A 22376-nucleotide genomic window follows, 5' to 3' on the forward strand; every position below is an offset into this window, starting at 1 on the left:
ATGCCGGAGCCGCCGGCCCCTCCACCTGCCGGACGCGATCGCGCGGCTGGGCGCCGCCCGCCGGACATCGGACCTCCGCCGCCGCTGCCGCCCGCACCGGGCGTGCGCGGCTTCCGCGACATCACCGCCGACGTCAACGATCTCGGTGGCGCCGCCGCGCAGGCCAATCGCGCCGCGCGCCGCACCTATGCCAACGTGCCCTCGCCCTCGCCGGAATTCGACCGGCTGGAGCCGAGCCTGGAGAACCGCGCCGGCGAGGGCGATGCGCCCTATTCCTATGACGAGTCGATCGAGGAGGCCGAGCGCTATGCGCCGCGGGCCGCGTCGACGCGCCCGCACATCCCCGTCCTCGACCGCGACACCAAGAAGCCCAAGCGCGCCCGCTCCGTCTTCCCGTTCAAGAGTGCGATCGCCGTCGGCATCGTGCTGATCCTGGTCGGTGCCGGCATTCTCTGGGGCAAACAGCTGGTCCAGATCGCGAACGGCCTGTTCAAGTCCTCGCCGACCCAGGTGGTTGAGGCGCCGAAGGATCCGTCCCAGCCGCAGAGCAAGCCGAAGATCCCCGATCGGGTCGGCCAGCCCTCGGCCAGCGACCAGCCGGTCGCGCCGGTGGCGCAGAAGGTCGTGCTCTATGACGAGGATCCGTCCGATCCGAAGGGCAAGCAATATGTCGGCTCGGTGGTGTGGCGGCTCGAGCCGATCAAGGCGTCGGGCAACCAGAAGGCCGACGTCGCCGTGCGCGCCGACATCGAGATTCCCGACCGTAAGTTCAAGATGACGATGTCGTTCCGCCGCAACACCGACTCCTCGCTGCCGGCGAGCCACACCGCGGAATTGACCTTCATCCTGCCACAGGATTTCCCGGGCGGCAGCGTCTCCAACGTGCCGGGCATCCTGATGAAGTCGAACGAGCAGGCGCGCGGCACGCCGCTCGCGGGCCTCGCGGTCAAGGTCACCGACGGCTTCTTCCTGGTCGGCCTGTCCAATGTCGACGCCGACCGTGCCCGCAACGTCCAGCTCCTGAAGGAGCGCTCCTGGTTCGACGTGCCCCTCGTCTACGCCAACCAGCGCCGCGCCATCATCGCGATCGAGAAGGGCGCCCCCGGCGAGCGCGCCTTCAACGACGCGTTCGCGCAGTGGGGCGACTGAAGCGTTTTCGAGCGAAGTAGATACCCGTTCGCGTCAGGAAAACGCGTCAAGGCAGCGATCTTGAGCCCGCTACCTTGAATCCGAACCGATCGGTTGCTCGGGCGAGCCGAGGCCCGAGCCTGAGCTGCCGATCGGTTGTCCGTTGGCAGTGTGGCCGACGCCGACACCCGCGGCGCCGACGTTGCCGGACGACTGGCTCGTCCCCGGTGCGGTATTTGAACCGTTGACGGCCGAGTTTTTCTGGGCCGCCGCCGTCGCGCTCGGACCGCTGAGCGACGGATCTGACGGGACGAAGTAGTTCGTCGCCTTCCTTGGCGTAGAGACTCCGCCGGCCGTCGTTCCTGTCGTGCTGCTTGTGCTGTCTGTCGTTCCGGAGTTCGTCGGGCGTGGGAGAGCGCTGGGCCCGCTGAAGGCCCCAGAGCTCGGCGCACCGTAGCTGCCGGCGCCGTAGGCACCGGCTCCGTAAGCGCCCGTCGAACCTGCGGCCGCAGCGCCCGTTCCTCCAGTGCCACCCGCGCCAGCTCCGCCCGCGCCTCCTGCGCCTTGCGCGAACGCCGGCGTAGCGATGCCGATCGCGGCGAGCGCGACCAGGGTTTCAAGTGTCCGTAAAGTCATACTCCGCTCCGATAAGTGTTGGAAACGGATCAATGACGGACGGCCGACAAGGTTTCCGGCGCCGGTGTCGCTTGAGCCACGCGCGGGTGGGCGATCCGCCGGCGTCGCCGCCTATTGCGCGGCGGCTTCCCGCTTCCGCGATGCTGCTGCGGCTGCGTGCTCGCGGTCCATCACGGCGCGGCAGCCGGGGCTGACCTGCGCCTTGTTCCGCACCATGCAGGCGGTGATCCGCGGGATATCAGGGATTTCACTGGAGCACAGCCGCATCGCATCGCCCGAGCACATCTGCTGTGCTTCGGGCGAGAAGGCGAAGCCGGGCGATGTCTGGAATGCGACAGCGGTGGTGGCGAGGGCGAAGAGAGTTGCGATGGTCTGATTGCGTGTCATGTCGAATGCGTCCCCGAGGTCCGTGGGCTTGAGCCGCTTGGTTTTGGGGCGCCGCACGCGGCTTGACTTGCCGCATGTCGCAGCCATCACGCCGGGAACTCAATCCCGCATGTGGTTGCTCGATCTCTCGTGATGTTCGAATCGAAAAGTGCTGCGCCGCCCGAGCCAAGTATGCGCCATTGTCGTATGGCTGCAATGGGCCGCGCGAACGAATTCGCAATTGTTGCGCAGACGTCACGTCGAAGCGACGCGTTGCGTCAGATGAGGCGATAGGATGGCGTGCTTGTGGCGTCGCTCTCGCCAAGTGCGGCGGCGTGTTCCTCGACGGCGGTGACGCCCTTCGCGGTGAGCTCGAACAGATCGCCGTCCTTCATCACGTAGCCGTCGGCGATCAATTGTCCCATCTTGCCTTGCCGGTCGTCGGCAAAGGCGATGGATTGACAGATGTCCCTGAGGATCGAGAGCTGCTCGTCGCGCAACATGGCTTCACCTCTCCGTTCACAGGGACTGTTTCCGATCCTCACATGCCGTGACTGGCGAACACCTTGCTGCACGATTTCGACAGCTTGGCCCGGTTGGCCTGCAGGCAGCCCTGCACCGCGCTGTCATTGCCGAGGTCCTTGCGGCACAGCCGCGAGGCATCGCGCGAGCAGGCGTTCTGCTCCTGCGGTGTGCCCATGTGGCCTTGCGCGAGAGCGGGCGCGCTCGACAGGCCACCGAGGGTTGCAAGCGTGATCGTCGCCAGAAGAAATTTGCGGGACATCGGCGGCTCCAGTCCAAGGGGGGTGATTCAGGTCCTGTCTGAACTCGTCGCCTTGCCACTTGTTCCCCTCGGGGGAGGCGCCGGCGCCCGCTATTCAAGGTTCCCGAGGCGCTGCTATAACAGGGGTGAAGTGTGAGGGTCTTTGATGAAACGCTATCTGGTGTTTGCGCTGGTCGGGCCGTTCGTCGGCGGGTTCCTGCTGCTGCTGACGACGACCTACCAGTCCGGCTACTGGACCCAGACCAACCTCGGCGAGGTCGGCAAGCTGTTCGCAGTGTTCTTCAAGTCCCTGCAATACAGCTATCTGTTCGGCTTCCTGCCGTCGCTGATGATCGGCGCGGTCGATGACATCCTGGTCCACATCCGCCGGGTCGGCCCGGTGCTGCGGACGCTGCTGGTCGGCCTGTTCGCCTTCGTCCTGGCCTCGCTGACGTACAGCTCGCGCGGGCCGGATTCGGGCGCGGTTCAGTTCATCCTGTACGGAATGGTCGGCTTCGTGCCGTCGGTGATTTCCTCCTGGCTCGTGCATAGATATGTCGAGGAGCCGCAAGCGGCGGCGGCACCGACCTGACCGCGCGACGTTCGGACGCGGTGCAGCAACCTCCGCCGCGTCGGCGAGTTTCCCCTGGGCTATGACCATGTCCGACGACGATATTCTTGCTCCGCGCAAATCCCGTTCCGGGAGCCGTTCGCGCTTCTCAGGCACCGAAGCACGCGGGCCGATCATCGACCAGGACGGCCGCGAGATCCGGCCCGAGACGCTGGAGCAGGGCTTTCGCGAGTTTCGTTTCGAGTTCGGCCAGGGTAATCCGTTCGGCAATCTGACGCGCGAGCAGCGCATCGCGCGGCTCGAGGCGATCGCAAAGCTGCTCGACGTCGCCTTCATCCTGCCCGGCACCAACATCCGCTACGGCATCGACGGCCTGATCGGACTGATCCCCGTCGTCGGCGATATCATCACCACGGCGATCTCGCTGTGGCTGGTGCGCGAGGCCCGCGCGCTGGGCGCGCCCTGGTACCTCACCGCGCGCATGCTCGGCAATGTTGCGGTTGACGGCGTGGTCGGCATGGTGCCGCTTGCGGGCGACGCCTTCGACGTCATGTTCCGCGCCAACATGCGCAACATGCGCCTGCTCCGCCGCTGGCTCGACAAGCAGCCGCGCTTGTAGGGCGCTGCTCTCCGTAATTGAATATGCCCGAACGGTCGTCATGCCCGGGCTTGTCCCGGGCATCCACGTTCTTCGTGCCGCGGTCTAAGGCGTGGATGGCCGGGACAAGCCCGGCCATGACGCTGTGGAAGCATGGGACTCCAAAGCCCTCAAACGCAAAAAGCGCGATAGCCTTTCGGCCATCGCGCCTTCTGCGCACATCGGAGGCTTGCGAAAAACTTATGCCGCGTCGGCGTCGGCCTCGGCGGCCGGCTCGGGCTTGCGGCGACGGGGCAGCGGGAAGGCTTCGCTCTCATAGAGCGAGCGGATGCCGTTCTGGTCGAAGCGCGCTTCCTCGACCTGGAGATAGGCGCCGTTCAGCGAATCCGTCGGCAACTGCTCCATCGCGAACTGCACGGCTTCGGCCGCGGTGCCGAACCGGCGATAGGTGAAGCCGGCACGCTTCTTCTTGCGGATCGCGGCGGGGAAGAGCTCGGCGGATGTGTTGAAGTTGAACGGACGCAGTGGACGCATGGTCAAAGACCTCGTGATCTTCTCTGGGGCTTTAAGCGCGTGGGGTTTGGGAGGGCGGAGGCCACAAGCGCGTGGGCCCGCCGCACATGTCATTTTCGTCCTCTAATATAGGCCGATTTGACAAAAATGCGACCCCTGCGATGGGAGATGATGAATCCGCGCATGGCTGCCCCGCAAGGGCTGTAAACCAAGTGATTTCAATGTGTTAAATGGTTTACAGCTTGCCGAGAAGCAACAGCACGACCAGCACCACGAGCACGACGCCGCCGATCCCCATGCCGGAATGGCCCATGCCGTAGCCATAACCGCCGACACGGCCGGACAGGCCGCCGAGCAGGTAGATGATCACCAGGATGATCAGGATGGTCCCGAGTGTCATGGCATCCTCCCTGGCGGCCGCCAAAACGCGATGATCGGCCGCACCGCCAGAGAAGAAAAGCACATCGCGCCGCCGGGTTCCATGGCGGAACCCGGCGGCGCGCAACGTTTATTTCGGCTCGAGCTTCAGCGCCGCCGAGTTGATGCAATAGCGCAGGCCCGTCGGCCCGGGGCCGTCGGGAAAGACATGCCCGAGATGGCCGCTGCACTTGGCGCAGAGCACCTCGGTGCGGATCATGCCGTGGCTCACGTCCCTTTCCTCGTCGACGTGGCTGTCGACGGCGGGCTGCGTGAAGCTCGGCCAGCCGCAGCCGGAATCGAACTTGGCATCGGACTCGAACAGCACGTTGCCGCAGCCGGCGCAGACATAGGTGCCGGCACGGTGGTCGTGCTCATACTCGCCGGAGAAGGGACGCTCGGTCGCCTTCTCGCGCAGCACCGCGTACTGCATCGGCGACAGCTCGCGCCGCCACTGCTCTTCGCTCTTGATGACTTTGTCGTCCGTGGTTTTCGTCTTGGCGTCGGGCATGGGTCTCCCGTTTTTTGGTGATCTCGCGATCAGTTGGTGGCCTTGCTGGCATTCACCAGCGTCGGCTTCTCGATGTAGTTATCCGCGAACAGCTTTTTCAGGTTCTCGATCTTGGGGAGGTCGTTATAGGCGATGTAGGGCTGGTTCGGATGCAGCGTCAGATAATCCTGATGATAGGCCTCCGCCGGATAGAACGTCTCCAGCGCGCCGACCTTGGTCACGATCGGTTTGCTGAACACCTTGGCGCCGTCGAGCTGGGCGATATAGGCCTCGGCCACCTTCTTCTGCTCGTCGGAGGTGGTGAAGATCGCCGAGCGATATTGCGTGCCGGTGTCGGGACCCTGGCGGTTGAGCTGGGTCGGGTCGTGCGCCACCGAGAAGTAGATCTGGAGGATCTTTCCGTAACTGATCTTCTTCGGGTCGTACTTGATCTCGACCGATTCCGCATGGCCGGTCCGGCCGCTCGAGACGGTCTGGTAGTCGGCGGTCGCCTTGGTGCCGCCGGCATAGCCGGAGACCGCGTTGACGACGCCCGCGGTGTGCTGGAACACGCCCTGCACGCCCCAGAAGCAGCCGCCGGCGATCACGGCGGTCTGGATGCCGCTCGCCGGTGCCGCGTCCATGGTCGGGGCGGGGATCACGACCGCATCCTCGGCGGCCCGGGACGGCACGGCAAAGGCCAGCGTCAGGGCGGTCGTGGCAGCCAGCAGGGACAGGAGTGCGGGACGGCGCATGGCAAATCCTCTTTCCGGAAGGTGGATACTCTAGGTCGGTTGGCGCCGGGCGAACAGCCTGTCCGGCGGCATTCGGTCACCTGAGATACGGGGACAGGTGCCGATTGTTACGCCGCGGCGGACACGACTCTGTGAAAAACGCGGCCCGAGGCAGCCCGGCTTGGCGCGGTGAGGAACTCCGCGCTAGATGAACCCGCGCGATCGACGATCGACTCAAAAGTGGTGGCTGGAGCTGGCCTGACAACATGCTGCGCGTCGTTTCCCTGACCCTCGTCATCCTGATCTCCGCCGCCGCGATCGCCGCAGCCGAGCCGCAAGCCGGCGACAACCTCGCCATTTGCCGCGACCGCCAGGCGGAGGCGCAGGCCCGCGCGGCGGCCTGCGACAATCTGCTCAACGCCGACCGGCTCACCGGCAAGGACAAGGCGATCGCGCTATCCGTGCGCGGCAACACCATGATCAACAAGCGCGACTACGTCCACGCGATCGAGACCCTGTCCATGGCCGTCGACCTCGATCCGGACTACGTCATTGCGCTCAACCTGCGCGGTCTCGCCTATGAGCGCAGCGGGCAGGACGACCTCGCGATGGCCGACTACAACCTCGCGCTCCAGAAGCGCCCGGCCTACGGTGTCCCCTACAACAACCGCGGCATCATCCAGGCGCGCCGGGGCGCGCTGCAAAGCGCGCTCGACGATTTCAACCTGTCGATCAAATACACGCCCAAATTCCTGCTCGGCTGGACCAATCGCGCCCGCGTGCGCACGCTGATGAAGGATTTCGACGGCGCGATCGCCGATTTCGCGGAGGCCGAGAAGATCGATCCGAACGCGCCGCAGATCGCCGGCAACCGCTGCATCACCTGGGGCATGATGGGCAAGTTCGACCGGGCCCTTGCCGACTGCAACGGCCTGATCGAAAAGCAGCCGAAAAACGTGTTCGCGATCAACAATCGCGCCGACGTCAACATGATGAAGGGCGATCTCGACGCCGCGCTGAAGGACTACAACACGGCCATCCAGATCAATCCGAACAATGTCCGTGCACATTCAGGCCGCGGCCAGATTTACGAGCGCAGGAAGGATCTTGCCCAGGCCCGCGCCGACTATCGCGCCGCGGCCTATTCGCTGACCAAGTTCGACGAGACCGAGGTCGCGCGCGCCCGCGCCATCGCGCAGGAGCGGCTCGCCGCGCTGACGCCGCAGGCGCCCGCCGGGGTGACCGGGCGCCGCGTTGCGCTCGTGATCGGCAACGGCGCCTACAAGAACGTGCACGCCTTGCCCAATCCGCCACGCGACTCGAAGCTGATCGCAAACGTGCTGCGCGAGGTCGGCTTCCAGACCGTGATATCCGTCAGCGACCTGACCCGCGACAAGTTCTTCGAAGCGCTGCAGACGTTCGCTGCCGAAGCGGAGAAGGCCGACTGGGCGGTGGTCTATTACGCCGGCCACGGCTTCGAGATCGGCGGGGTGAACTATCTCGTCCCTGTCGACGCCAAGCTGGCTGCCGACAGGGATGCCGAGGCTCAGGCCGTCGCCCTGGAGCAGGTGATCGCAGCGGTGGGCGCTGCGAGAAAAGTGCGTCTGGTGATGCTGGATGCATGCCGCGACAATCCGTTCGCGCCGACCATGCAGCGGACGCTGTCGCTCAAGCTGGTCGACAAGGGCTTTTCCAACATCGAGCCCGGCGCCGGCTTCATGGTGGTCTACGCCGCCAAGCACGGCGAGACCGCGATGGACGGCGACGGCGGCGCCGACAGCCCGTTCGCCACCGCGCTCGCCCGCGAGATCAAGGAGCCGCGCGTCGAGATCAGGAAGCTGTTCGACATCGTCCGCGACGACGTCTGGTCCGCGACCAGGCACGGGCAGCAGCCGTTCACCTACGGCTCGCCTCCGGGGCGGGAGGATTTTTATTTTGTCGCGGGGAAGTGACGGCGGCGCCGGGGGCGCAATGCCCTGCGTCGCCCTTGCTCACGTCATCGAATTGAACCAGTCGAAAACCGTGGGCTGTCCGTTAAGGACCGTGCTGTCGCCATAGAGGCTTGCCAGGAAGGTGCCGCGGTGGCTCGCGCCGTTGACCGGAACGCCGCCTGCAAGTTGTCCGCCCGAGGCGGGCGCCATCCTGACCAGGCTCGGATACAAGGCCTCGTCGGCCAATCCGTAGTAGAATCTGATGGGTGAATCGTAGTCCCAAAAGGTCGCGCTGTTCGAGCCCAGGCGCCGCAGGAGTTTGCTGTTGGCCTCGTCGGTGAAACGCTCGAAGAATCCGTCTACCAGGAAGTCGGAGGCCGGCGGAATGGTTTTCGCGATCTCCCCATCGAGGCTGTAGTCGGACCAGTACTTTTCGGCAAAGGCGCGGTATTGCGGCTTGATCGCCGCATCGAACAGCTTGTTCAATCCATAGTATCGCCGATAGCTTCCAAGAAGGACGATGAGGCAGGGCGTGATCCACGCCGGCGGCATCGGATAAGCAGTATCCGCAGATGGTATGTAGGACTTGGGAGCCACCCAGTAATGAAAGCTCTCGGGCAGATTATTGAACGGACTCTGGGTCGCGCTCGCCATCACCTTGATACCGCGCCGTTGCATTTCCTGCTTGAGCCATTGCGTATTGAGGGCTCCCTGCGACCAGCCGTTCAAGAACAGGGAGGATTTGCGCAGGCCCAGTTTTCCGAGCTCCAGCAAGCCGGCGTTCAAGACGTCGAGGCAGCATTGGACGGTAGCGTCCTTCACTGCATAGGCTTCGCTGCGGCCGTTCCGATAGGGCCCCTTGCCAAGGTAATCCGCGGCGATGACGGCGTAGCCGTTTCCCGCGAAGCGCTGGATGTTGAACAGCGTCTCGATCGAATCGACGTTGTCGCGCAGCTCGTAGCCCTCGGCTTGAAGTCGCGTCAGGTTCGAGGGGACCTGATCGAACGAAAGAATCGTACCGTGCTGCCAGGATATGACGGGAAGTGGACCGCGCTTGCCTACCGGGACTGCTAGCAGTCCGCTGATCTTGACCTTTTCTCCCGTTTCCGGGACGCGTGTAAAGGTGGTGATGCGTCTCAACTCGACATCGAAGCGCGCGGAATGATTTTCCGGAAAGTTCGCGGCCAATATGCTGCGCTCGTTGAAAACCGCGTAGAACTTCGCGGCCAGCGCGTTGAGTCTCTCCTTGGAGACGTGCACCGGTCCGCTCAGATCGTCACGTGAGCTTCCGGCCGGTATTGCAACGGCAGGGCCGTGCGCGGCCATTGAGATTGCGAGTGAACCAGCTGCGGCACCCGCGGACTTCAGGAAGCCTCGACGGCCAACCTCAATGCGCTCAAGGTTCGCGTTGAGGTAATTAGGTCTTGTCGCGTGCGTATTCATGCCGTCCGCCCCCGTTTGGCTGGGCGCTGATAGCACGTCAATCCCTAGCGCCTGATGAATGCAGAATTGCGCTCGACTGGAGGAATGCGCGGCACACCCTGGAGAAATTCAGACGACGATGGAGAGCCGCTTCGCCGCGCGCGTGATCCCCGTGTACAGCCACCGCGCCCGCGAGTCCTGAAACGCAAAACTCTCGTCGAACAGCACGACGTCGTCCCATTGCGAGCCCTGCGACTTGTGCACGGTCAGCACGTAGCCGTAGTCGAACTCGTCATAGGGCTTGCGCTGCTCCCAGGCGATCTGCTCGACGCCGCCCTCGAAGCAGTCGGCGCGCACCGAGACCTTCGTCACCTTGTGGCCAAGATCCTCGTCCGGCGACAGCCGCATCGAGAGGATGCGCGATTTCGAGCGCGCGGTGTTGCGCGACTTCACGCGCCAGAGGCCGCCGTTGAACAGGCCCTTCTTGCGGTTGTTGCGCAGGCACACCAGCTTGTCGCCGGCGACCGGAAAGGCGTCCTCGATGTTCTGGCGCTGCCGCACACGCATGTTGTACGCGCGTCGCGTGTTGTTGCGGCCGACCAGCACCTGGTCGGCGCCCATGACGCGGTCGGGATCGAGCTCCTTGCGCGACACCACCTCGCTCTCGCCGTAGCGGCCGATGTCGAGCTCGCGGCCTTCGCGGACGTCCATCGACATCCGCACGATCGGATCGTCCTGCGCCTGGCGGTGCACCTCGGTCAGCATCGCGTCGGGCTCGGTGTTGGTGAAGAAGCCGCCGCCCTGGATCGGCGGCAGCTGCGCGGGATCGCCCAGCACCAGCAGCGGGCAGTCGAACGACATCAGGTCGCGCCCGAGTTCGGCATCGACCATCGAGCATTCGTCGATCACGATCAGCTTGGCCTTGGACGCGGGCGCGTCGTCCCACAATTCGAAGCTCGGCTGCTCCTCGCCGGATTCGCGGGCGCGGTAGATCAGCGAGTGGATGGTGGAGGCGTCGTCGCAGCCCTTGTTGCGCATCACCAGCGCGGCCTTGCCGGTGAAGGCGGCGAACTTCACCTCGCCGTCGACGCCCTCGGCGATGTGCCGCGCCAGCGTGGTCTTGCCGGTGCCGGCAAAGCCGAACAGGCGGAACACCGGCGGCGTGCCGCCCCGGCCGGGCTTGGCCTTGAGCCAGTCGCCGACGGCCTTGAGAGCGGCATCCTGATGCGGGGTGAATGTGGGCATGTCTGTCTTGAGGAGGGGCGAGCCGCGGCGATTCGCCATCCCTCAAAACTAACCATTCGGCCCGCCGGTTCAAGCGGGGTCGCCCGCTATTGCCGGGGGCACTCGAGCCGCGCAAGAGGTCGTCATGCCCGGGCTTGTCCCGGGCATCCACGTTCTTCGTGCCGCATGGCGAGGCGTGGATGGCCGGGACAAGCCCGGCCATGACGCTGCGGAGGCTATGGCGGCCAAACCGTCAGGTCATATGCGATCGCCCCTATTGCCAGCCGGGAACGCCGCGCATGTCGGGCAGATGGTGGGCGATGCCCTTATGGCAGTCGATGCAGGTCTTTTCCCCCGTGAACAGGAAGCGCTGGTGCGCCACCGAGGCCCGCGGCGACTGCTTCGTGATGTCCATGGAATCGGCGCTGTGGCAGTTGCGGCATTCCAGGGAATCGTTGGCCTTGAAGCGGGCCCATTCATGAGCGGCCAGCTCGAGACGGTGATCCTGGAATTTCTCCCTTGTGTCGATCGTGCCGAAGATCTTGCCCCAGACTTCCTTGGAGGCCTGCATCTTGCGCGCGATCTTGTCGGTCCAGTTGTGCGGCACGTGGCAGTCCGGGCAGGTCGCGCGCACGCCGGAGCGGTTGCTGAAGTGGATGGTCGACCTCAGCTCGGCATAGACGTTGTCCTTCATCTCATGGCAGCCGGTGCAGAACTTCTCGGTGTTGGTCAATTCCAGCGCGGTGTTGAAGCCGCCCCAGAAGATCACGCCGGCCGCAAAGCCGGCCAGCACCAGCACGCCGAGCCCGAACACCGAGCTCGGCCGGATCAGCACCTGCCAGAGCTCGAGCGCGAAATCCCAGCTTCGCGCGATGAAGCCGCGCTTGGCTTTTGGCTCGTCAGCGGTCGTCGTCATCGGCGGCCACCGGGGCTGGCGCGCGACAGCAGCGTGTCGATGTCGGTGAAATCGTTGCTGACGGGCGGGTTGGCGGTGTTCTGCGGCACGTGGCATTCCGTGCAGAAGAAGCGCCGCGGCGAGATCGAGGCCAGGAACTGGCCGTCGCGGTCCATGAAATGCGTGATCGAGACCATCGGCGCCTGCGATTCCGCGGTGCGCGCCCGCGCGTGGCAGGACAGGCATTTGTTGCCGTTGAGGTCGACCTGGTAGCCGTCGATCGTATGCGGGATCACCGGCGGCTGCTCCGGATAATTGCGCACCTCCCTCTCGGAGGTGTTGCGGTTCGGCAGTATCGGCGGCGCCGGCCCCTCGTCATTGAGCGGGGCCGGGCCGCGCAGGCCCGACGTCACCGTCTGCGCGGTCAGCGAACTCGCGCCCGCGGCGATCGCGAACGCAAGCAAGGCGATTCCAAATCGTTTCGTCATGACAGGCCCACCCGCTCGATGCGCACAGCGCATTTCTTGAAGTCGGTTTGCAGCGAGATCGGATCGGTGGCGTCCAGCGTCACCTTGTTGATCAGCTTGGATTCGTCGAACCACGGCACGAAGACGAGGCCGCGCGGCGGCCGGTCGCGGCCGCGCGTCTCGACGCGGGCGCGGATGAAGCCGCGGCGGGACACCACCTTCACCTCGTCGCCGCGCCGGATCTTCGCCTCCTGCGCATCGTCCGGATGCATGAAGCAGACGGCCTCGGGGAAGGCCTTGTAGAGCTCGGGCACGCGGCGCGTCATGGTGCCGGAATGCCAGTGCTCCAGCACGCGGCCGGTCGAGAGCCAGAACGGATATTCGCTGTCGGGCGATTCCGCCGGCGGCTCGTAGGGCAGGGCGAAGATGCGCGCCTTGCCGTCCGGATAGCCGTAGAACTGCACGTCGGTGCCTTGCTTGACGTAGGGATCGCTGCCCTCGCGGAAACGCCATTTCGTCTCCTGGCCGTTGACGACAGGCCAGCGCAGGCCGCGCTCGCGGTGATAGGTGTCGAACGGCGCGAGGTCATGGCCGTGGCCGCGGCCGAATGAGGCGTATTCCTCGAACAGGCCCTTGTGCACGTAGAAGCCGAACGCCTTGGACTCGTCGTTGAGATAGCCCTGCTCGATGTCGGAGACCGGGAACTTGTCGACCTGGCCGTTCTTGTAGAGCACGTCGAACAGCGTCTTGCCGCGCACGTCCGGCTTCTTGGCGATCAGCTCCTCGGGCCAGACCTCCTCGATCTTGAAGCGCTTGGAGAATTCCATGAGCTGCCAGAGATCGGACTTCGACTCGCCCGGGGCAGGGACGAGCTGATGCCAGAACTGCGTCCGCCGCTCGGCATTGCCATAGGCGCCTTCCTTCTCCACCCACATCGCGGTGGGCAGGATCAGGTCGGCCGCAAGTGCAGTAACCGACGGATAGGCATCCGAGACCACGATGAAATTGTCGGGATTGCGGAAGCCCGGATAGGTCTCCTCGTTGGCGTTGGGGCCGGCCTGGAGGTTGTTGTTGACCTGCACCCAATAGGCGTTGATCAGGCCGTCCTTCAGCATTCGGCTTTGCAGCACGGCGTGTGCGCCGGGCTTGTCGGGAATGGTGCCCTCGGGCAGCTGCCAGATGTGCTCGGCATGGTCGCGATGCGCCTTGTTGGTCACGACCATGTCGGCGGGCAGGCGGTGCGAGAAGGTACCGACCTCGCGCGCGGTGCCGCAGGCCGAAGGCTGGCCGGTCAGCGAGAACGGGCTGTTGCCGGGCGAGGAGATCTTTCCGGTCAGAAGATGGATGTTGTAGACGAGGTTGTTGCACCAGACGCCGCGGGTGTGCTGGTTGAAGCCCATGGTCCAGAACGAGACCACCTTGGTCTTGGGATCGGCGTAGAGCTCGGCGAGCGCCTCCAGGCGGTTGAGCGGCACGCCGGACATCTCGGCCGCCTTCTCCAGCGTGTATTCCGACACGAACTTGACGAACTCGTCGTAGCTCATGTCCGTGGAGTCGTTGGCCTTGGCCGCGCCCGTCGCCTTCTTCTGGAGCGGGTGCTCGGGCCGCAGCCCATAGCCGATGTCGGTCTGGCCGCGCTTGAACACGGTGTGCGCGGCAACGAAGTCCTTGTTGACGCGGCCTGTCTTGATGATGTGGTTGGCGATGGCGTTGAGGATGTAGAGGTCGGTCTGCGGCTTGAACACCATGCCGATGTCGGCGAGGTCGAACGAGCGGTGCTCGAAGGTCGAGAGCACGGCGACGCGGACATGCGGCGCGGACAGCCGGCGGTCGGCGAGGCGCGTCCACAGGATCGGGTGCATCTCCGCCATGTTGGAGCCCCACAGCACGAAGGCATCGGTGGCCTCGATGTCGTCATAGCAGCCGGGCGGCTCGTCGATGCCGAAGGTGCGCATCATGCCGGCGACGGCCGAGGCCATGCAGTGCCGCGCATTGGGGTCGATGTTGTTGGTGCGGAAGCCGGCCTTGAACAGTTTCGAGGCGGCATAGCCTTCCCAGATCGTCCACTGGCCGGAGCCGAACATGGCGACGCCGTTGGGACCGCGCTTCTTCATTGCCTCCTTCCACTTCACCTCCATGATGTCGAAGGCTTCGGTCCAGGACACCGGCGTGAAGTCGCCGTTCTTGTCGTATTTGCCGTTCGCCTTGCGCAGCATCGGCTGCGTCAGGCGGTCGTGGCCGTACATGATCTTGGAGAGGAAGTAGCCCTTGACGCAGTTGAGGCCGCGATTGACCTCGGCCTTGATGTCGCCGTGCGTCGCGACGACGCGGTTCTCCTTGGTCGCGACCATCACGGAGCAGCCGGTGCCGCAGAAACGGCAGGCGGCCTTGTCCCATTTCAATTCGCTCACCTCGCGCTCGGTGGCGAGGTTGGCGGCGAGCGCCGGCACCGGCAGCCCGGCGGCAGCCGCCGCGATGGCGGCGGCCTCTAGCTTGAGCATCTGGCGGCGGTCGAGCTTCGGCGATGTCATGATGGCTCTTCCTGACTCAGGCGGTTTCGATGGCGTGGAAGACGAGCGCCGCGGAATAGACGTTCGGCAGCGACTGGATGGTGTTGAGCAGGGTGCCGAGGCTGCCGGCGTCAGGCGCTTCGGTCACGACGACGAGCTTGCCGCGCGGGTCGCGGCCGTGGATCTCGCAGCCGGGCAGCGCGGTGATCTCGGCTTCGAGCTCGGCGAGCCGCTCGGGGCGCGCTTGCACAATGATGCTGGCGATCTCGGCGCCCGGCGGCGGCACGATGCGGTCGGTGCCGAGCACCCGGCCGGTGATCAAGGCGCGGCGGTTGAGCGTGGCTTTATTGAGTGAGGCTTGGGCCATGATGCCTGTCTTTCGCTCTGGGGATCAATGCGGGGAGGCTGGTGGGCCGGGAGGACCGGCAAACATCTGGTAGATCCAGACGCCAAGCCCGTAGGAGCCGACCGTTCCGACGGCGAGGACGGGCATCACGACCGCGGTCAGGAACAGGAAAGCGAAAATCTCCATGCGCTTACGGCGCACGCGCCCAGTCGTGTCGTCAGGGGCCGACATATTCGTCTCTCTGAAATTTTGGGAATTGAGACGGCATCCGGGCCGTTGCCTTGCCCTGCTTGTGCTGCAACCGCGGCGTTAATGCGTTGATCTGGATCAACCGGCCGACTTGCGCGGATGTCGCAGCGCGGCCCCGACGCCGGGCGCGCGCTGCGACGTGCAGACAAGGAGACGTTCTGCCACGCGGCGGAATTGCGATTCCGTGGACAGCCCCGCCTCACCCGTTAAGATGAGCTTAACAAGAACAATGCGGGAGAGGCGTCATGAAGTTCGGCATCTTCTATGAGCTGCAACTGCCACGGCCCTGGGTGGCGGGCGACGAGCTCAAGCTCTACCAGAACGCGCTCTCGCAGATGGAATTCGCCGACAAGCTCGGCTACGACCATGCCTGGGTCGTCGAGCATCACTTCCTCGAGGAATATTCGCACTCGCCTTCGCCGGAATCGTTCCTGGCCGCGGCGAGCCAGCGAACCAAGAACATCCGGCTCGGCCACGGCATCCTCCAGCTCACCACCAATCATCCCGCGCGTGTTGCCGAGCGCGTCGCGGTGCTCGACCTGCTCTCCAACGGCCGCTGCGAATTCGGCATGGGCGAGAGCGCGTCCATCACCGAGCTCGAGCCGTTCGGTCGCGACATGGAGACCAAGAAGGAGGTGTTCGAGGAGGCCGTCGCCGCGATCTTCCCGATGTTCAGCGACGCGGGCAGCGAGCACCACGGCAAGTATTTCGACATCCCCTTGCGCAACGTCGTGCCGAAGCCGGTGCAGAAGCCGCATCCGCCGCTGTGGATGGCCTGCTCGCAGTTGCCGACCATCGAGCGCGCCGGCCGTCACGGCTTCGGCGCGCTCGGCTTCCAGTTCGTCAGCGCCGACGCCGCCCATGCTTGGGTGCACGCCTATTACAACGCCATGACCAAGCGGCTGCACAAGCTCGCCGACTACGAGATCAATCCGAACATGGCGCTGGTCTCGTTCTTCATGTGCGCCAGGACGGATGAAGAGGCGCGTGCGCGCGCCGACGGCGCCACCTTCTTCCAGTTCGCGCTGCGCTTCTACGGCGCCGCGCAGAACCGCCAGCGGCCCGCGCCCTACACCGTCAACATGTGGGACGAGTACAACAAGTGGAAGCGCGACAATCCCGAGGCCCAGGAGGCGGCGCTGCGCGGCGGCCTGATCGGCTCGCCGGAGACGATCCGCAGGAAGCTGAAGCGGTTCCAGAGCTCGCATATCGACCAGGTCATCCTGCTCAACCAGGCCGGCAAGAACAGCCACGAGCACATCTGCGAATCGCTCGAGTTGTTCGGCCGCGAGGTGATGCCGGAGTTCCAGAACGATCCGGTGCAGGCGGCCTGGAAGAGGAGCGTCATGAGCGGCGAGATCAAGCTTGAGGAGATCGACACCCAGGCCTTCACCGACCGCTACGGCAAGCTCGCGATCAACGTCGCCCCGGCGAGAGCTGCGGCCGCGGGATAGGGGTGTACGTTTGACGTCGGCTGTGCCCTTATCGGCGGCGCGGGGCTTCCGCATCGGGCCAATCGCCCGCTCCCGCGCCGTCGCAACCCTTGCTGGTCGATCGTCTCGCCGAAACCCTTCGGGTGCAAAGGATCGTTAACCGTATGATGCGTTCAAGATCCTGTTTGCGCGGGAAGAATGCCGGTTGGGACCGCAATAGTCCGTACTTGATCTCCCCTGAGGGCTCTGTTTGGATATTCTCGTTCGCCAATTCGAATTTCGGGTAATCGAAATGAATAAGAGAAGTGGATACCGTTGTTCATGACTGCTCCTTCACCGGAAAGCATCGCGACCGTCCACCGCGCTGGCGTCGGCAATCGTTTGCTGGCAGCGTTGCCGCCGGCGGATCTCGGCTTGCTCACGCCCCACTTCCAGAAGGTCTCGTTCGAGCCGGATACCGTCCTGGTGCGGTCGGGCGATGAGCTCGACCCGGTTTACTTTCCCCATAGCGGTGCAATCGCCTTCATGCTCGATATGCCGGACGGGCAAACGGTTGCAACCACGTTGATCGGACGGGAAGGCGCCTTGGCCTCGTTCTCCGCACTCGGCCCGTCGCTTTCATCGGTGACCGCGGTTGCTCGCGTGGCCGGCACGGCATCGCAGATCTCCGCCGCCAGGTTTCGGGCTGCTTATGCGCGAAGCGAGGCCATCAGGAATGTCGTGCAGGTCCACGTCCGCGCGTTGATGTTGCAGCTCCAGCACGTTGCGGCCTGCAACGCGCTGCACCTGGTGGATGGCCGCATGGCGCGGTGGCTCCTGCAGCTCCACGACCGCGTTCCCAATGATCTCCTCCCGGTGACGCAGGAGGCGCTTGCGCAGTTGCTTGGAGTGCGGCGGACAACAGCGACTCTGACGATGAGCAAGCTGCGCGCGGCCGGCGCCGTCCCGTCCGACCGGCGCGGGTTTGTCGAGATCGACCGGGTGCGGCTCGAGCGCGTTGCATGCGATTGTTATGCGCTCATGCAGGACAAGATCGATCGGATGTATTGCCAGGAACTGTCGGCGCCGCAGCCTGCCCTTGCGCCATTCCCGGAAACAACCGCGCAGCAGTCAAGGCGCATATGAGGTCCGCTGCGCCCCGTTCATGAGTCCTCACTCTGGACGTTCGGCGTCCTCCGCGCCGGAGCGAGCTTGCGCCGTCGCGCCGCGATCTCATGCGGGCTCCGCCGCCCTGCTTGATTGTGAACGGCGGGCTGCAACTGGGCCAGGCTTTCGCGAAGGCGCAGGTCGGCCGCCGCCACCGCCGGGTTACCGTCATCGCCGTGCACAACGGCGTCGCCGACTTCAGTCTCGGGCAGCTGCGCCTGGGCGATATCGTGCTCGGCGGGCGCGGGACGCAGTCCGAACCCGCTGGTGTCGATGACGGCCGCTTCGGGTCCCCTCCGCTCTGAGTGAATCCGGATCGGCGGCAACGCGGAATGCGAGTCCGTGAGCCGGCTCGGCGAAGGTGCGGGCAACACCCAGTCGGCCGCCAGAAGCAGCAGGAGCAGCGCGCCCCCAGCCGAGAGAAAATACGCCCGCAGGGGCATCTCGGGCTCGACGACGCCGCGCGCACGCGACAGCACAGACTTCCTGCTCACGGCCGCCAGCTCCCGGGCATGAAATGATTCCGTCTCATTTTCAGAAGCTCGTGGGCCGCGGGTGCCGGCACGCGCGTTCGGCGTCGAGATAGCCGCGCTCGTCGAGCCATTCGATCGGGCAATAGGCCATCGCCTTCGGGTCGATCATGTGCCCGTCGCGCTCGAGGGCCGTCCGCGTGCCCGTGAGTCCGGTCCACACTGAAGCGCCGGTGGCCGGCTCCACGTCCATGACGTCGTACACTTCGATGAAGTTGAGCATGTCGGACTTCCGGGATGCTCACGCGGCGGCCGGGGAAGGGGGCTCGACGCCTTCAAGCGCGACACCTCTGCGGACGAGTTCGGATTCGATCGCGTCGAAGATGGATTCGACCGGCGCGAGCCACACCGTGACCCAGCAGATGATGCAATCGCGGGCAAGCAACAGCCCCGACGTCATGCGAGGCTCCTCCGGCTGGCCGCATGCCGCACCGGCGCGGCTTCGCCGCCGGCGAGCGCGTGCACCCAGGCGAGCACCGAAATGGTGAGACCCAGCAGCAGGCTCACGCCCACGAGCGACACGGCCACCATCAGATTGAGCGACGCGACGGCAATCCCAGGCCAGGGATTTTCCCGCACGAGCGCCAGGAACAGGCTTGACATCTTCGGTCTCCTAAATAAACTACACCGTATAGTTCATATACAGCGCGGATCGCGGGATGTGTCAAGAGCCGAGGCTCACAAGCCCGTGTTCGTCCTGGTCGGACGAGGGAGACTTCGGAGTGAGGCCAAGGATCCCTTTGAAAGCAGATGCCTCAAACTGAGAAAGGATTCGATATGTTCAAGAACCGGTTGGTGCTCGCAGTCCCGGTGCTCGTTGCGCTGGGCACCGCTGCGTTCGCGCAGGAGGACCGCGGCACAGCTGAGCAGAGAGCGGCGTGCACTTCTGACGCGTTTCGCCTGTGCGCCGGCTACGTCCCCGATCCCACCAATGTGGAAGCCTGCCTCAGGCAAAGAAAGTCGGACCTGAGCGAAGCTTGCAGAGCGGTCTTCGACCACGCAGCCGCCGCGGTTTCGGTCAGGACCGTGGGATCGCACCGATAGCGCGACGCCAGGAATGAGGACCGATCGTATGAACACAATCTATGCTCCTGCTTTCGCCGCGTTCGGAGGTTCGGCCTTCGGAGCGATTTCAACGATCGTGACGGGATGGATGAGCCGGCGCCGCAGACTCCGCGAGCGCCATCACGCGCACGCGACGTCGAAGCGTGAAAAGCTGTATCGAAGCTTTATTGAGGAGGCGTCCCGACTTTACGCGGACGCACTCACCAGCGACAAATCCGAGATCCCGGCATTGGTGAATTTGTATGCGCTTATCGGGCGCATGCGGATTCTGTCCGACGATGAGGTGGTCCATGCCGCAGAGCGGGCAGGCCGGCTGATCATCGAGACCTACCTCGCACCGAACACGTCGTTCGTCGACCTGCCGGGCTTCCTGGAGGAGATGGATCCGTTGCGCGAATTCGGCGAGGCCTGTCGGCGTGAAATGCACGCGATTCCGTTGCGTTGAGGCAGAGCATGCTGAAGGCGCAGACGACCCGCCGGGCTGGATTGTCGTGCACGCGTGAACGAATTGTGCAGGCTGCAATCCGCTTGTACCGGGAGATCGGGTACCGAAAGACCACGGTTGCCGACGTCGCTCGCGGCGCAGCAATGTCCCCGGCAAATCTCTACCGGTTCTATCCCTCCCGCCGGGCGCTCGAGGAGGCTGTCGTGACGGAGCTGCTCGAGGAGGTGTCGGCGGCGGCCGCAAGTGCAGCGCGAAGCGGCCGCTCGAGCCTGGAGCGCCTGAATGCAGCATTTGGTGCGATCTCCCGGATGCATGAACACCGGCTGACAAACGATGTCCGATTGCACGAACTGGTGGTGGCCGCAGGACAGGCGAACTGGCTGGCCTGCCTGTCTCATGCGGATCGGCTTCGCGGCGTCGTGCGGTCGATCATCGCGGCCGGCCAGGTGAACGGGGAGTTCCGGGGCGGCAGCCCGATGGCGCTCGCCTGCTGTCTGCTGGACGCGATGGATGCCTACCTCAATCCCTCCCGTGTCAAGGCGACCGCGCTTCGGCCTGCGTTCGACGAAATGATGCGCTTTTGCGCGGGGGCGCTTGGCAACGCGGCGTTCGCTGGCCCGGCGCCTCCTCAACTCATCAACGTTCAGGCCGGTTTGCGCCATAAATCCACCTGTTGAGGCCGGCGCGCGACGGCTCACAGCGTCCTGTGCCTCACAGGCCGCAAGGAAGAAGCCGACACGTTCGCGCATGGAAACGATGCGGCCCCACGGGATGGGTGGCGGCGGAGTAGGGCGTGTACTCCCCTAGATCAATCCTTTGCTGGACGCGTTTTTTGCCGCCGATTGTCCGCCAGCGTCATAGCGCCGGCAGCCACCAGGACAATGACGATGACCATGGCAAGCGCCTCCACCGAGGCTAGGGTGCCGTACCAGCTGTTCCAAAGCTCAAGCATGCGCTGGCCTCCATCTGAGCGGGCGTCCACCAGCGATAAAATACGCTCTGTCGAAAGGACGTGCCTTCGCGCACAGGGACAATGCTACGTTTCGTCGCGCGCGTTTTGATCGCGCGGCAACATGACCTATGCCCGGCGCCCGAATATCGAGCGAACGTAGGTTCCGGTCGCCGTGCACTGAGATCGCCCGCGGCTATGTCGAAGATGCTGGCCGACTGTGAAGTAGCTTACATCCCGTGTTCTTGGCCCGGGCTAATGTGGCGGAAGCTTCTTGCCTTGAAGGAGGCATCCAATGCTCGCAGCAATCAAATGGAACTCCCGATACAACGCTCGCGAATGGGGGATGATGGTCGGGGCGCTCGCCGTCCAACTCCGTGCACTGAATGCAAATCGGCAGAAGGGCGAAAGCAAGCCGAGGCGGCCACCCTGGAAACACTTCGACGACACCCATCATTGGGACCCAGCCGCGGAGGAATGGGTCCCCAACAATGATCGGTGATCAGGCTTCAATATCCCTTTCGCTGATGGACCTGTCGAGCGGTGCGGTCACGTACAAGCAGCTGGATCGGGATGTGCGTCGGGACTTCCCGAATGAGTGACGGCGCCGGGCCGGGACCCGGAGGCGGCATGGTAACGGCCAGCTTCCGGCACGCCGGCCTTGCTGATATTCTCCGCCAAAAGACGTTTGGCGGAGGATAACGATGCGGGCCCACGGGATGGCCTCGAATGTAGCGGCTGGCGATGTCACGCCCGCGGTCCTCGCGATCGGTCGGCCGGATTTTCCGGAAGTGCTCATCGAGACGCTGCGCCGGCAGGCGGCCGTCGGCCATTGCATGGTGTTCTCGCTGAGCCGCGCGGGCGCCGCGCACTGCCTGCTCGATGCCGGCAACATCCCGATCGGCGCGGACCTCGGCGCTGCCTATGCCGGACAGTTCCATGAATCCGACCCCAATCGCGATGCGATGTTCGAGGACGAGGGCGGCGCGTCGATCATGCTGCCGGCCTTCGCACCGCGCATGTATGGCGCGCGCTACCGCAAGATCTTCTTCCAGGATTCCGGCATCGTCGACAAATGCGCGACCGCAATCTGGGTCGACGACACCTGCTTCTACGTCAATTTCTATCGCATCGCCGCGCAGGGCCGCTTCAGCGACGCCCAGCGCGAACGCCTCCGGGCGATCGCACCAGCGATCGGGGCGAGCGTCGCACGCCACTTTCAGCGCAGTGCAACGCCCGATCAGTCTCTCGCCACGCTGTTTGCCACCCGCGCGCCGCTTGCCGATCTCACGCCGCGCGAGCGGGAGGTCTGCCGGCGCATCCTCGAAGGCTTCAGCTCCGAGGCGATCTCGCAGGCGCTCGGCATCAGCGTGCATTCGACGCTGACCTACCGCAAGCGCGCCTATGGGCGGCTCGGCATCTCCTCGCAGAGCGAGCTGTTTGCGATCGTGCTGCGCCTGCTCGTCGGCTCCAGCCTGAACTAAGGGGTACTCTTAGTCCGTGATCTCGGCTTCCAAGAGCAAAGCGGACACGCGATCGTCGCCTTTT

General features: G+C 64.8%; 28 protein-coding genes. 9 read left to right on the plus strand and 19 right to left on the minus strand.

Features of this window, described 5'->3' with window-relative positions; translation table 11 throughout:
* Positions 1–1149: hypothetical protein (locus XI09_RS17330; protein ID WP_271567898.1), on the plus strand; the 1149-nt coding region annotated here is incomplete at its 5' end.
* A 726-nt stretch (positions 1150–1875) separates the two neighbouring features.
* Here the strand turns inward: XI09_RS17330 and XI09_RS17335 are convergent.
* From XI09_RS17335 to XI09_RS17345, 3 genes are all read right to left on the minus strand, one after another.
* Positions 1876–2238 carry a hypothetical protein gene (locus XI09_RS17335; RefSeq protein WP_271567939.1) on the minus strand — a complete coding sequence of 121 codons (363 nt, stop codon included), beginning with the start codon at positions 2236–2238 and terminating at the stop codon, positions 1876–1878.
* 170 nt (positions 2239–2408) lie between these two features.
* Entirely contained in the window at positions 2409–2633 is a 225-nt protein-coding gene (locus tag XI09_RS17340; RefSeq protein WP_271567899.1) for a hypothetical protein, read from the minus strand.
* 38 nt (positions 2634–2671) lie between these two features.
* Complete coding sequence (locus XI09_RS17345) at positions 2672–2914, minus strand: hypothetical protein (RefSeq protein ID WP_271567900.1); 243 nt, start codon at positions 2912–2914, stop codon at positions 2672–2674.
* A 145-nt stretch (positions 2915–3059) separates the two neighbouring features.
* Between XI09_RS17345 and XI09_RS17350 the strand changes: the two genes are divergently transcribed.
* Complete coding sequence (locus XI09_RS17350) at positions 3060–3485, plus strand: DUF5413 family protein (RefSeq protein ID WP_271567901.1); 426 nt, start codon at positions 3060–3062, stop codon at positions 3483–3485.
* 61 nt (positions 3486–3546) lie between these two features.
* A complete protein-coding gene (locus XI09_RS17355; RefSeq protein WP_271567902.1) occupies positions 3547–4083 on the plus strand; it encodes a DUF4112 domain-containing protein in 537 nt (178 codons plus the stop codon).
* 219 nt (positions 4084–4302) lie between these two features.
* Here the strand turns inward: XI09_RS17355 and XI09_RS17360 are convergent, their stop codons facing one another.
* The 4 genes from XI09_RS17360 to msrA all read right to left on the minus strand — a co-directional run bounded on the left by XI09_RS17360 (position 4303) and on the right by msrA (position 6237).
* On the minus strand, positions 4303–4596 hold the full coding sequence (locus tag XI09_RS17360) for a hypothetical protein (protein WP_028173077.1): 294 nt from the start codon (positions 4594–4596) through the stop codon (positions 4303–4305).
* A 214-nt stretch (positions 4597–4810) separates the two neighbouring features.
* Positions 4811–4975, minus strand: coding sequence for a DUF3309 family protein (locus XI09_RS17365; protein ID WP_167771251.1), 165 nt, complete (start codon positions 4973–4975; stop codon positions 4811–4813).
* 108 nt (positions 4976–5083) lie between these two features.
* A complete protein-coding gene (msrB, locus tag XI09_RS17370) occupies positions 5084–5503 on the minus strand; it encodes a peptide-methionine (R)-S-oxide reductase MsrB (RefSeq protein ID WP_271567903.1) in 420 nt (139 codons plus the stop codon).
* A gap of 29 nt (positions 5504–5532) precedes the next feature.
* The gene (gene msrA / locus XI09_RS17375) at positions 5533–6237 is read right to left on the minus strand and encodes a peptide-methionine (S)-S-oxide reductase MsrA (RefSeq protein ID WP_271567904.1); all 705 of its coding nucleotides are present in this window, start codon (positions 6235–6237) and stop codon (positions 5533–5535) included.
* A 245-nt stretch (positions 6238–6482) separates the two neighbouring features.
* Here msrA and XI09_RS17380 point away from each other — a divergent pair, with 245 nt between their 5' ends.
* Positions 6483–8168, plus strand: coding sequence for a caspase family protein (locus XI09_RS17380; protein ID WP_271567905.1), 1686 nt, complete (start codon positions 6483–6485; stop codon positions 8166–8168).
* 39 nt (positions 8169–8207) lie between these two features.
* Here XI09_RS17380 and XI09_RS17385 read toward each other — a convergent pair whose 3' ends face one another.
* From XI09_RS17385 to napE, 7 genes are all read right to left on the minus strand, one after another.
* Positions 8208–9590, minus strand: a complete 1383-nt coding sequence (locus XI09_RS17385; RefSeq protein WP_271567906.1) for a lysophospholipase — start codon at positions 9588–9590, stop codon at positions 8208–8210.
* 108 nt (positions 9591–9698) lie between these two features.
* The gene (locus XI09_RS17390) at positions 9699–10814 is read right to left on the minus strand and encodes an ATP-dependent DNA helicase (RefSeq protein ID WP_271567907.1); all 1116 of its coding nucleotides are present in this window, start codon (positions 10812–10814) and stop codon (positions 9699–9701) included.
* Between the two features lie 253 nt (positions 10815–11067).
* Positions 11068–11709 carry a NapC/NirT family cytochrome c gene (locus XI09_RS17395; RefSeq protein WP_271567908.1) on the minus strand — a complete coding sequence of 214 codons (642 nt, stop codon included), beginning with the start codon at positions 11707–11709 and terminating at the stop codon, positions 11068–11070.
* Positions 11706–12176, minus strand: a complete 471-nt coding sequence (locus XI09_RS17400; protein WP_271567909.1) for a nitrate reductase cytochrome c-type subunit — start codon at positions 12174–12176, stop codon at positions 11706–11708. The genes XI09_RS17395 and XI09_RS17400 overlap by 4 nt, the downstream gene beginning before the upstream one ends.
* Positions 12173–14686: a nitrate reductase catalytic subunit NapA gene (napA, locus tag XI09_RS17405; RefSeq protein WP_271567910.1), complete on the minus strand. Its 2514-nt coding sequence runs from the start codon at positions 14684–14686 to the stop codon at positions 12173–12175. Before napA ends, XI09_RS17400 begins: the two co-directional genes overlap by 4 nt.
* Positions 14687–14702: 16 nt before the next feature.
* On the minus strand, positions 14703–15032 hold the full coding sequence (locus tag XI09_RS17410; protein ID WP_271567911.1) for a chaperone NapD: 330 nt from the start codon (positions 15030–15032) through the stop codon (positions 14703–14705).
* A 24-nt stretch (positions 15033–15056) separates the two neighbouring features.
* Positions 15057–15242: a periplasmic nitrate reductase, NapE protein gene (gene napE / locus XI09_RS17415; RefSeq protein WP_271567912.1), complete on the minus strand. Its 186-nt coding sequence runs from the start codon at positions 15240–15242 to the stop codon at positions 15057–15059.
* A 263-nt stretch (positions 15243–15505) separates the two neighbouring features.
* On the opposite strand from napE, the gene XI09_RS17420 reads away from it, so the two are divergent.
* On the plus strand, positions 15506–16714 hold the full coding sequence (locus XI09_RS17420) for an LLM class flavin-dependent oxidoreductase (RefSeq protein WP_271567913.1): 1209 nt from the start codon (positions 15506–15508) through the stop codon (positions 16712–16714).
* 300 nt (positions 16715–17014) lie between these two features.
* The gene (locus XI09_RS17425; RefSeq protein WP_271567940.1) at positions 17015–17818 is read left to right on the plus strand and encodes a Crp/Fnr family transcriptional regulator; all 804 of its coding nucleotides are present in this window, start codon (positions 17015–17017) and stop codon (positions 17816–17818) included.
* A gap of 17 nt (positions 17819–17835) precedes the next feature.
* Here XI09_RS17425 and XI09_RS17430 read toward each other — a convergent pair whose 3' ends face one another.
* From XI09_RS17430 to XI09_RS17445, 4 genes are read right to left on the minus strand one after another with little or no spacing between them, the layout of a single operon-like run.
* Complete coding sequence (locus XI09_RS17430) at positions 17836–18333, minus strand: hypothetical protein (protein WP_271567914.1); 498 nt, start codon at positions 18331–18333, stop codon at positions 17836–17838.
* 40 nt (positions 18334–18373) lie between these two features.
* Positions 18374–18592, minus strand: coding sequence for a hypothetical protein (locus XI09_RS17435; RefSeq protein ID WP_271567915.1), 219 nt, complete (start codon positions 18590–18592; stop codon positions 18374–18376).
* Between the two features lie 18 nt (positions 18593–18610).
* Positions 18611–18769 (minus strand): hypothetical protein, encoded by a 159-nt coding sequence (locus tag XI09_RS17440; RefSeq protein WP_271567916.1) that lies wholly within the window; start codon positions 18767–18769, stop codon positions 18611–18613.
* Complete coding sequence (locus tag XI09_RS17445; protein ID WP_271567917.1) at positions 18766–18972, minus strand: hypothetical protein; 207 nt, start codon at positions 18970–18972, stop codon at positions 18766–18768. The genes XI09_RS17440 and XI09_RS17445 overlap by 4 nt, the downstream gene beginning before the upstream one ends.
* A gap of 469 nt (positions 18973–19441) precedes the next feature.
* On the opposite strand from XI09_RS17445, the gene XI09_RS17450 reads away from it, so the two are divergent.
* Entirely contained in the window at positions 19442–19879 is a 438-nt protein-coding gene (locus tag XI09_RS17450; protein WP_025575521.1) for a hypothetical protein, read from the plus strand.
* Between the two features lie 8 nt (positions 19880–19887).
* The gene (locus XI09_RS17455; RefSeq protein WP_271567918.1) at positions 19888–20556 is read left to right on the plus strand and encodes a TetR/AcrR family transcriptional regulator; all 669 of its coding nucleotides are present in this window, start codon (positions 19888–19890) and stop codon (positions 20554–20556) included.
* Positions 20557–20687: 131 nt separating this feature from the next.
* On the opposite strand, the gene XI09_RS17460 is transcribed toward XI09_RS17455, so the two are convergent.
* On the minus strand, positions 20688–20831 hold the full coding sequence (locus tag XI09_RS17460) for a hypothetical protein (RefSeq protein WP_271567919.1): 144 nt from the start codon (positions 20829–20831) through the stop codon (positions 20688–20690).
* A 701-nt stretch (positions 20832–21532) separates the two neighbouring features.
* On the opposite strand from XI09_RS17460, the gene XI09_RS17465 reads away from it, so the two are divergent.
* Positions 21533–22312 carry a helix-turn-helix transcriptional regulator gene (locus tag XI09_RS17465; protein ID WP_271567920.1) on the plus strand — a complete coding sequence of 260 codons (780 nt, stop codon included), beginning with the start codon at positions 21533–21535 and terminating at the stop codon, positions 22310–22312.
* The last annotated feature ends 64 nt before the right edge of the window (positions 22313–22376 follow it).

Origin of the sequence: Bradyrhizobium sp. CCBAU 11386 (assembly GCF_028128955.1) — a bacterium.
Lineage (GTDB): Bacteria > Pseudomonadota > Alphaproteobacteria > Rhizobiales > Xanthobacteraceae > Bradyrhizobium.